Here is a 9,403-nt window from a genome sequence, read left to right on the forward strand (position 1 = left end):
CGACGAACCTGCTGTTGCGGCGGCTCGCCGAGATCCAAGCCGGCCCCGAACCCGACCAGCCGTGACCGGCACGACCGACGTCGGTGCGTGCCCCGATGCCCCGGGCCGGATCGTCGACGACGGTGCGGGCGCACGTGCGATTGACAGTTGGCGGAGATGGGCTCTGCGGAACCTGTCCGTTCCGTCGCTCGCGCGCGTTCGTGATCCCTCGCTCTGCGCCCCCGCGCCCGCCCCTACTTCACGATCGACGCGCACGCGGCGACCCGGCACTGACGTACCGTGCGACCATCGGTAACGAAACCGGGCAACAGTTCCGATATCGCTCCGGACTGTTGAACTTGACCGAGGTGGTTGAATGCTGAAGCTAGTCACCGACGACGGCAACCCACGCTCGGCACTCAGTGTCGAAGACCTCCCTCTGGGCCCGTGGGCAGGGACGATGCTGCGGGTGTGGGCGACGAAGACCGGCACCCGGTGGCACGCCGACCCGGACTGCCCCAGCCTGAAGTCGCGTGCACGCAGCGACGAGTTCGCACAGCGGTCGAGCGGGACGCTCGGAGACCGGATACTTCCCGAAGGACTGCACTGCGATCCTCCCGGAACCCTCACCGACTACCTGAACGCTGCCCGCCACCTCGTTTACTACGCGAACGAGACGGACGAAGCCGAGCGCAAGCGGGCGCGCGGCGATCTGCCGATTTCCGCTCTCGGTCGTCACCTCGGCGCATTCGGCAACATGGACGAGCTGCTGGCAGAGGAGCCACTGGCCTCGATTTCCGGGCCGGAGCACAACAGGCGCTCCCGTCTTGCCGAAGACGTCAACCGCTACCTCAGCGCGGACAGCGAGCGGGCCTGCGTGATGGTCCTGGCGGACTGGGTCCGCCGAGGCAGGACGCCGAGAGGACACCAGCGGCACTACGACCGGTTCGTCGAAGCAGCCGTAACCGTCTTCAACGCCGCCGGACTCACGTCGAACATCGGCATGCACTACGCCGTCAACCGCGACGCCTTGCCTGAGTGGCTCGAGTCCGTCGCCGGCGGCAGCACCTGCGAATCCGCGACACAGGCGGTCGCCGACCAAGAATTCGCCCACGCACAGCGAGGCCGTAGAGCCGACGAAAGTGACATCCCGAAACTCGTTCGCGAGACCTGGCTTTCCGCCGGCGCTCGCTGGCAGCTCATGCTCGAATCGATGGCGCTGGCCCACCCCGGCACAGTGCTCGCGCTGTTCAAGCGACACGGCAGTGGCCTCGACACCGATCTGCTGGACGTTCTGGCTCGTACAGGCCCCTGGGCCACTCTGAAGATCGCCCACCTTGACTGGACCGTCGCCGAACTGCCAACCGCCTGCAGGCTCTCCTTCGCCAGCAACGACGACGGTTCTGGCGGCGTAATCCTGCTGGAAGAGCCCGGCTACCAGGTGACACACGAGACCTGCGAACTGTTCCTCCGCAACCTCGCGCACTCGCTCGGGTATCCCGACCTCACCCAGCACGTCCGCCGCGGAACAGCCGCACTCGACCGCACCCCGCGCACGAAGGCGACCGATCGCGAGTACGAACTCAGCCTGGCCGTGCAGCGGCGCGGTTTCAGCAGCTACCCAGGGGGTGCCGGTATCTCCGCCGATACCTGCCGGCCTGCGCTCCTGGCAGCCCTGGAAGGTGACCAGCTCGCCCGCCCCTCAGCCGGTCGCAAGCGCCGGTCAAGGACATGAGCTGGAGCAAAACCGATCCGACGCTGATACGTCGACGGCCGTCCCGATGCGCAGATTCGATCGCGTGAGTCCACCCAACAGCAGCCTGGTGCCGCCTATGGGCGACAGGAACTGTTGATCGGCTGGAATCACGGGAGATTCGGGTGCGGTAGCCGCACGACGTACCGCCAGCCCGGGTACGCGGCGATCGTGCACGCAGTCGCCGAAGTCCCCGACGCTGCCCGCGGCAACGCCCGCACCCGAGATGATCCGGCGGCGCCAGCCCCTTTCCTGTCGCTGAGGTCCGGCCGGCCGGGCGCGGTCAGCCGATGCCGAGCACGGACTTGGCGGTGGTCCAGTTGCGCAGCATCGCCGTCTGCGCCGCGGACAGGGTGACCTGGTGGGCGCAGACGGCCTTCTTGACCGCGTTCTCCACCGAGTCCTTGCTGTAGGAGTTCGGGCTACCGGAGTGCGGCTCGGGCCAGAGGTTGCGCGGGTCCTTCGGCGCGCCGCCGAGCTCCAGCGGGAGGAAGTGGTCCTCCTCATAGTCCGACATGCTGGTGTCGGTGTAGCCGTAGTCGATGATGCCCTGCTTCTTCAGCCCGTTGGTGTAGGTGGTGGACGGGCGGATCGTGGCCGTCCAGCCGGAGACGCAGATCGTCGAGCCGATCGTGGACTGGTGACGTCCGGGTTCTTCGCCCCGGGCGTGCATGCCGAGTCCGGCAGCGGCAGATAGGCCTGCGAGCACGACGCCGTGGCCGCCATGGGGCTAGTGGGGGTGCCGCTGGCGGCGTGGGCGGGGGCGTCGATCAGGCCGGCTGTGAGGGTGACCGCGGCGGCGGTGAGGCAGGCGCGAAGTACGGGGCGGCTCATCCTGGGGTCCTTTCGCAGAACGACAGCGGGTATGGCGAGCAAGGGTGGCGTTTGGTGGTCATCACCATGCGCAGGAGTCGGCGACGCCACGGTGACAGTGAAGAAGCCACCAGATGTCGATGCCACTGCGAAACCGTTCACCGCGCCGGGTTGCTGTCGCACTGTCCGGAACATCCCGACCTTCGGCGGGCCGGTCGCCCTCGGGCACGGCGTGGCGGTGAGGTCAACTCCCACAGAGCAGGTAGAAGTTCGATCGTAACCAGATCTCACACGCACGGCGGGGTCTGCCGTCCCCCGCCGCCGTTGCTGACGCAGGAGATTCCCGTGCCCTCTTCCCGGTCCGGCACACGCCGGTGGGGCGTTGCCGTGCTCGCCACCGCGCTTGCGGTCTCCGGCTGCCATGCATCCAACGCGGCAACCCCGACACCGACGCTTGCGGCATCTCCCGCTGACCTGCCGACCGGGAACTCCGCTGCGGCAATGCCGGGGCCCGGAACCTGCAAGCTGGGCTCCCGCGACGGCCAGCCGCTGCCCGACCCGAACTGCACCCCCGGCGCGGTGAATCCCGCCGTGCGACAGGACACCATCAAGGACACGATCTGCAAAGCCGGGTGGACCAAGACCGTCCGTCCACCGACGTCGAAGACGAACAAGATGAAGGCCGAATCCGCCCGCTCTTACAACCTGGCACCCGGTGACAAGAGCGAGTACGACCATCTGGTCAGCCTCGAACTCGGCGGCGCCCCGGACGATCCCCGCAACCTGTGGGTCGAACCCGGCACGATCCCGAACCCGAAGGACGCGGTGGAAAACAAGCTGCACGCGGCCGTGTGCTCCGGCCTGATCCAGCTCGCCCCCGCACAGAAGGCGATCGCCACCAACTGGGTCACCGCGTTCGACACCGTCGGCCTGCGCGTCGCCAACGGAAAGGTGTGCCTACGCGACAAACCCACCAGCTGCGTCACCAGCCAACGTGGTGACGAGGACGGCAACTGACTTCGCCCGATGCTCGAAGAGCGTGGCGAGTGCCCGGGTTACTGCATCCTCCCGATTCGCTGTGCACGTCTAGCGCGGAATCTTACGCGTCAGCCAGAGCACTACGGCAGTTTCGGCCGCCGGGAGGTCAACGCTTGGCGCCGCGCGCCCCAGATGCAATCGACGTTGCGATCCTCGCCGACTGCGGGCCACTGCTGCAGTTGGCTCGCGGGCCGACCACAGCAGAGGCGCCCGAAGGGGCACGATGAGCTGCAGAAACGTCGTCATCTTGAGCTTCCCTCACGCCTTGACTCCGCGCTCTGGATCTACACCGCAAAGCGCCTGTGGTGCGATGGCGCACACGACCTGGCGTCCGCAGCGGTCAGAAGGGCAATCGAGTGCTCCCCGGCCATAGCGACCTTCTCGCGCTCGAGCACGAAGTTGCCGCCGGCCGTGGGATCGATTTCAACGTCCGAGCCTTCCTGCTCGGCGCAACCCCACCGACAGGCGAGCACTGACGTTCGCGGCAAACGCACTGTGGCCAACGTGTGCCAACACACGACGGCGTACGACTCGACCAGGCGCACACCAGGACCGACGACGCCATCGCCACCACCGACTCCCGCTCCAGCAACTTAGCGTCGGTGTTCGCGTCTTCTCCGCTCCACCGCAGCACAGCCTGAGGCAGCGGCCAGCCTGGGCAACGACAGCCGGACCCCGTGGCCGGCAACCGCTCCCGCCAAGGCACGTGTTCGATCTCTAGGAGCCATTCGGCGCGGTGTTCGTGCCCCTTCGGATACAGGAGCAGGAGCAGACGCATGACGAACACCGGACAGAAGCCGCACAGAAGCGCTGTGACGACCAGGGTCCCAACGCCGTAAGTTCCAACGTCGCTCAGAAGCTCGCCTATCACGCCATCCCCAGATTCAATTCACGGAAGCGGGCGTCGAGCTCGGCGCGCGCAAGGAGCGCCCCGAGTTCGCGGAGGCCGTCTTCGGTGACCCGGTAGTAGCGCCGAGCAGGCCGGCCTTCGACGCTCGTCTCCCAGCCGTCGCTGAGCCAGCCAGCTTCGAGCATCTGCCGGAGGCGGGGGTACATGGCGCCGGAGCGGACGCCGGACTTCTTCGAGAGGCCGTAGCCCCAGTGCTTGTCGCGGGGTGCGCTCATGAGCACGGCAGCGAGCTGCCGTGCTCATGAGTCATCTTCATGGATCATGTTTGACATATGTCGCGGAAGTCGTGCAGCAGCCGCTCGCACGATCAGGCGACCGCCTCGACGTCGGCAAGCCAGCGTGACAGTCTGTTGCCTCCAAGCCCGAGACCAAGGGAGCCGCCGTGGCTGAACAGCACGTGCCGACCCACGAGGTGACCAGCCCGCCGCCGGTAGACCCACTGATCGCGTTCTACTGGGCCCGCTCGACGAGCGCCAGGAGCGAGCCGACGTCCTCCGCGGCGAGGAACTGGCCGACGTGCGCGCGAAGAAGGCGATCCTCGACGACTACGCCCGCTACTGCGCCGACCTCGACAACCCCGGCCGCGAGCTGATCTGCCACGTGACACGCGACGTGATCAAGCGCCTCGCGACAGTCTACGACGGACACCCTGACTACACAGAGGACTTTCGACCATGAGCGACACGCAACGCCTGGAAGGCGAGAGCAACGCCGACTTCGCGGCTAGGCTCCGCGAGCTGGCCAACCGTATCCGCGGATCGTGGCAAGGCTCAGAGAAGGCGCGCGAGCTGCTCGACCGCGCGGACCGCGTCGAGCGAGGCGAGGAGCCCTCCGATGCCTGACGACACCCCGAAGCCGATGTGCTCGAAGCGCGGCCAGGCCGAAGCCGGCCCGGGCAGCAACCTCCACCCCGGCTGCGTGGCCATCATCAATGCTCAGACGCTGCAGGGCGCGGCGGTGCGGGAGTGAAGAAGCTGCTCGACCAGCTCGGCGGCTGGCCGCGCGTGCTGATGATAGTGTCCATCGTCGTAGTCGCCGTCTCGCTTCAGCCACTCCTCGGCACCGACGGCTGGGCCGGCCTCGGCCAGTGGGCCGGTGGGCTCGGTGCCCTCTTCGCCGCCTGGGCGGCTCTCCGGATCGCAAAAGGCGAGGCGCGGCGAGAGAACGACCGTGAGGCCGACCGCCTCCGCGTGCAGGCGTACTACGTCTACGCAGAAATGACTTCTGAGGCGGTACCGAACGGATGGCAAGTACGCGTCACCAACGCTTCGCAACAGCCGATCCTCGGCGTGATGGTGACTGGCCTGCAGCGTTCGACGACGACGGGAGTGCAGGTGATGGTGTGCAAGCAGGATGGCCAGTCGCCGGCTGTCCTGCTGCCGGGTCAGCCGTGGGAAACTTGGGTGACCTCCAAGCACAACGCGATCACGGACGAATTCGTCAGGCTGTGGAGCGGCGCTGATCCGATCATCCTGTTCCGGGACTTGGCCCAGACGCACTGGAATCGAACCGGTCGATTTCCGCCGACTCATCGTCGCTGACGGAGCCGTCACTGCCGCACGAGAAGCGCGAGTCTGCAGCACCGAGAGCGGCCCGGGTCGCGGACCAAGCGCTAACAGTTCGCTTTCGGGAGTCACGCCGACGGTGTGCACCGGACTGGCCATCGTTGCACCCGTGGTGTCGCAGGGCGAGCGTCGCCGAAGACCGGACGTACGCCGACCTCGGACGAAATCCGGGCAACGTCGCCGCCGCACCCGGTAACCTCCTGAGGCGTCGCGCCGGCCGGATCACGCGGACAAGGAGCGAGGCTTGGCTTCCGCGACTCATGTGATCATGCCGATCGGCCGGCGGCATGAGCTCTTGATCCGCTCTTCGAGGAGACCGAATTTGTGGGAACGTGACATCGGGATCTTCCCCGTCGACTTCGAGAGCCAGGGCGACAGGTGGGCACACTATGTGGCCATCGAGCTCACCGGGGACGGGTACATGGCCGCTCGCGGCACGGACGGTACCAGCCCCGTGGAACTCGGACCGCCACCCTCAGCAGCGCTAGCCAGCAGGCTTCGTGTCCATCCGAACGACAACGGGATCGCATGCTCCGCGGTCGGTGACGCCGCGGAAGCTTCGGATGATCAAGTGGAACCATGGCGTCAAGCTGCCGAGGCGGCGGTCCTGGCTCTGGCGAAGCGAGAACTCTCGTTCACGTGGCAGGCCATCGTCGGCACTGCCCCGTACACCCTTGGAATCGACCGCGTCGGCCAGCTCAAGGCGCCGTGCAGTCTCGGTCACGTCTACCTTGAGCCCGGCAGTGTGTGCATGCGCGAGGCAGTACTGCTGGACGACCGAATCGACAGCGGCCCCGGCGTTCGGCACAGCTTTCCTGTGGTCGTGACCGGCGCAGTCGAGAGCCATGCATGGGAAGCGGCGTATCCGTTTGCCGAATGGTCCTTGGGGCGAACGTGCGCACTGCTGTCACTGGCGACCGGGCGTCTTTGGGTTCCCCGCAGTCAACCGCGGCAGCTTCACGATGAGCAGGAACGACTGCGCGTTCCGGCCATAGTGGGCGCGCCGATCGAACTTCCCGGTTTCGTCGAGAAGCCAGAGTGGCGCGGGCAGATCCCGCCGGATACGGCTCAGTTCGATCTGCCCGAGTGGATGCCCCACGCCTGGCGCATCCTCAAGGCAGACCCGGGGCTGGCCACTGCCGTACACGCCCACTACGAGGCCATGCGACTGGATCACCATCATTCATCGATCGCGTACCTGACCTACGTTGCGGCGATCGAAGGCTTCGGCAAACGCTTCGTTGACGACGCGCCGTGCGACTGCCAACCCGACTGTCCCCACCCGAAAGGTGTAGCACAAAAACGCTTCCGCAAGGCCCTCAAAACAGTGCTGAGCAACAGGGATGTCAAGAAGTTCGCTGAGACCGCCTACCAGATCCGCTCGTCGACTGGGCATGAAGGGAGCCTGTTCGGATCGGAGCAGACCTTCGGTCGACCGCCTTTCTCGTTGTTTCAGCCCGTTTCAGATTTCGGGATCAGCTGGCTCGGAGAGATGAGACGTGTCAGTCAGCGGGTACTCGCCACAGCCCTAGCCAACGCTTCTCGAACTGGCCAGCATCCCAGCGGATAGCCCGCCGACGTTTCAGCAGGGACCTTCTGCATGGACCGGGGCACCACGCCGAAGCGTCACCGCCGGCGTGGTGCCCCGATTCGTGGTCGGATTCGAGCGCACCCAAGGATTACGTGTGTACTGGCGCGCTTTGGGCACGGACGCGCGCCACCAAGATCCGTGAGGTCGTCGCGCCGACCCGAAGCTGTTTTCGCAACGTCTCCGCTGAGATCGGACGGCCGATCCGCCGCCAATGTTCGGCGTCCGCACGTCGCGCCCGCTCCACAAGTTTCTCGTCGAGGTCGGAGGCAGGCGCGGTCCTTGTCTCTAACTCCTCACGACCCAACTCGACTACCTCGTGAACCTCCGGGTTGGCGCTGTCCGACTGAAGGTCCAAGGGCGAAGCCGCAGCTGACCGGCCCGACTCGGAGGCGTTCGCAGCGGTCAGCGCCCGAAGGAGACCAGGCCCCGTCTCAGCCCAACCGATCAACAGCAGCGGACCGACCGAGTCGAATGCCGCTTTACCCCACAGCCCGGCACACACGGGATCGGCGACGTTCAACAACAAGGTCACGACGCTGGCCGCCAGCAGTAACCGCCGCGCTGGCCGCACAATGGCATCGTCAGCTCCGGACAGCGCCAGATGCCGCGTACCCACAAGCAATCCCAGCACGGTCAGGTCGACAGCCGGCGCCACCAACGGCGCTACAAACACAGGCACCTGAAGCTTCAGCGCCAGGTTCAAGACATTCCCAAACCCGAAAAGGAACGTAAGCCCGATGACCAACCCCATGACGACCGTGACGAACCGAGATACCGTCCGCGCGTTGGCAGTCACGATGAGTTCAAACACCCGGCGCGGGCGCCGAAGTTCATCTCGGCTACCAGAGCGAGATCGAATCGATCCTGCCCTGCCTGGTTCACATCCCTTAGTGATCGCGAAGGACACGCGGACCAAAGATCAACACTGCATGATCGCGGACTACGGGAGATCCAGTCACCCGTCCACCCCCAGCCAACGTCCACAGCGCCGCCGAACTCCCCGACAGGGTCCGACACTGACGAGCCCGAGACGAGCCCGAGAGGTCCGAAACACCCCGTCACCCGGCGACATCGACCGACACCCACACACGCCCACCGCCGACGTTGACCAGAGGAAAAGGTCTTGTTCGACATCACTCGGCACCATCCGACAGAGAGAGCAGCGAACTCTTAATCAGCGGGTTCAGATTCGATCGGTATCTGGCTCGTCTCGCTTCGCGCGCTCGTCGCTGATCGCACCAACTACCTCCCGGCCGACGTCATGTCAGCGGGTGAGGCTCTCCGGTGAGCGCGGCCAGCGCGGCGGCAACCTCCTGGATACTGGCTCGGACGTATGTGGTGGTGGTTCCAGCGTCACTTCCTGAGTCAGCGTGTCCCGCGTAGGCGCGGGCGACGGCATAGCCGAAGTTGCGCTCCACCCAGGTCAACGTCGTGTGGCGCAGCCAGTGGGTGGAGATCTGCTGCGTGGCCACCCACGGCAGGTGCTTGCCGAGCCGGGTCCAGAGGTGGTCGTAGCGGCGGGTGGTGATCGGCCGGCCGTCGGCGTAGCGCAGCAGCTGAACGGCGCGCAGGGCGCCGCGTTCGGCGGCGTGACTGACCAGGTGTGCCATCAGCGTCGGCGAGACCGGTTGCCAGCGAACCGTCTCCCCCTTCTCGCGCAGGAAGATCAGGCACTGGTCCGGGTCGAGGTCCTGCGGCCGAAGCGCGAGGGCACCGCCCCGGCGGCAGGCGGTCTCGGTGTGCAGCCGCAGCAG

The 9,403-nt window shown here is 66.4% G+C and carries 11 protein-coding genes; 7 read left to right on the forward strand and 4 right to left on the reverse strand.

Annotation, left to right across the window (positions count from 1 at the left end):
* Nucleotides 1-355 precede the first annotated feature (355 nt).
* On the forward strand, nt 356-1,714 hold the full coding sequence (locus CF165_RS49245; protein ID WP_093954500.1) for a hypothetical protein: 1,359 nt from the start codon (nt 356-358) through the stop codon (nt 1,712-1,714).
* A 301-nt stretch (nt 1,715-2,015) separates the two neighbouring features.
* Here CF165_RS49245 and CF165_RS49250 read toward each other — a convergent pair whose 3' ends face one another.
* Nucleotides 2,016-2,405 (reverse strand): hypothetical protein, encoded by a 390-nt coding sequence (locus CF165_RS49250; protein ID WP_240522210.1) that lies wholly within the window; start codon nt 2,403-2,405, stop codon nt 2,016-2,018.
* A gap of 527 nt (nt 2,406-2,932) precedes the next feature.
* Here CF165_RS49250 and CF165_RS49255 point away from each other — a divergent pair.
* On the forward strand, nt 2,933-3,562 hold the full coding sequence (locus CF165_RS49255; RefSeq protein WP_240522211.1) for a hypothetical protein: 630 nt from the start codon (nt 2,933-2,935) through the stop codon (nt 3,560-3,562).
* 888 nt (nt 3,563-4,450) lie between these two features.
* Here the strand turns inward: CF165_RS49255 and CF165_RS49265 are convergent.
* Entirely contained in the window at nt 4,451-4,708 is a 258-nt protein-coding gene (locus tag CF165_RS49265) for a PadR family transcriptional regulator (RefSeq protein WP_143268942.1), read from the reverse strand.
* Between the two features lie 301 nt (nt 4,709-5,009).
* Between CF165_RS49265 and CF165_RS51605 the strand changes: the two genes are divergently transcribed.
* The 5 genes from CF165_RS51605 to CF165_RS50975 all read left to right on the forward strand — a co-directional run bounded on the left by CF165_RS51605 (nt 5,010) and on the right by CF165_RS50975 (nt 7,628).
* Entirely contained in the window at nt 5,010-5,171 is a 162-nt protein-coding gene (locus tag CF165_RS51605; protein ID WP_158226975.1) for a DUF6221 family protein, read from the forward strand.
* Nucleotides 5,168-5,335, forward strand: a complete 168-nt coding sequence (locus tag CF165_RS51610; RefSeq protein ID WP_158226976.1) for a hypothetical protein — start codon at nt 5,168-5,170, stop codon at nt 5,333-5,335. Before CF165_RS51605 ends, CF165_RS51610 begins: the two co-directional genes overlap by 4 nt.
* Nucleotides 5,328-5,462 (forward strand): hypothetical protein, encoded by a 135-nt coding sequence (locus CF165_RS53620; RefSeq protein WP_276209784.1) that lies wholly within the window; start codon nt 5,328-5,330, stop codon nt 5,460-5,462. The genes CF165_RS51610 and CF165_RS53620 overlap by 8 nt, the downstream gene beginning before the upstream one ends.
* Nucleotides 5,459-6,034, forward strand: a complete 576-nt coding sequence (locus CF165_RS49270) for a hypothetical protein (protein ID WP_093954504.1) — start codon at nt 5,459-5,461, stop codon at nt 6,032-6,034. The genes CF165_RS53620 and CF165_RS49270 overlap by 4 nt, the downstream gene beginning before the upstream one ends.
* 268 nt (nt 6,035-6,302) lie before the next feature.
* On the forward strand, nt 6,303-7,628 hold the full coding sequence (locus tag CF165_RS50975; RefSeq protein ID WP_143268943.1) for a hypothetical protein: 1,326 nt from the start codon (nt 6,303-6,305) through the stop codon (nt 7,626-7,628).
* Between the two features lie 109 nt (nt 7,629-7,737).
* Here CF165_RS50975 and CF165_RS49285 read toward each other — a convergent pair whose 3' ends face one another.
* The gene (locus CF165_RS49285; RefSeq protein ID WP_093954507.1) at nt 7,738-8,445 is read right to left on the reverse strand and encodes a hypothetical protein; all 708 of its coding nucleotides are present in this window, start codon (nt 8,443-8,445) and stop codon (nt 7,738-7,740) included.
* 463 nt (nt 8,446-8,908) lie between these two features.
* A partial coding sequence (locus tag CF165_RS49290) for a tyrosine-type recombinase/integrase (RefSeq protein WP_143268944.1) occupies nt 8,909-9,403 on the reverse strand: 495 nt, incomplete at its 5' end.

This window comes from Amycolatopsis vastitatis (genome assembly GCF_002234595.1).
Classification (GTDB): Bacteria; Actinomycetota; Actinomycetes; order Mycobacteriales; family Pseudonocardiaceae; genus Amycolatopsis; species Amycolatopsis vastitatis.

What these genes read in the sequence shown, in the direction of transcription:
- CF165_RS53620 (WP_276209784.1), top strand. Translation starts at nt 5,328, where the DNA reads ATGCCTGACGACACCCCGAAGCCGATGTGCTCGAAGCGCGGCCAGGCC.
- CF165_RS49250 (WP_240522210.1), bottom strand. Translation starts at nt 2,405, where the DNA reads ATGCACGCCCGGGGCGAAGAACCCGGACGTCACCAGTCCACGATCGGC.
- CF165_RS49245 (WP_093954500.1), top strand. Translation starts at nt 356, where the DNA reads ATGCTGAAGCTAGTCACCGACGACGGCAACCCACGCTCGGCACTCAGT.
- CF165_RS51610 (WP_158226976.1), top strand. Translation starts at nt 5,168, where the DNA reads ATGAGCGACACGCAACGCCTGGAAGGCGAGAGCAACGCCGACTTCGCG.
- CF165_RS49265 (WP_143268942.1), bottom strand. Translation starts at nt 4,708, where the DNA reads ATGAGCGCACCCCGCGACAAGCACTGGGGCTACGGCCTCTCGAAGAAG.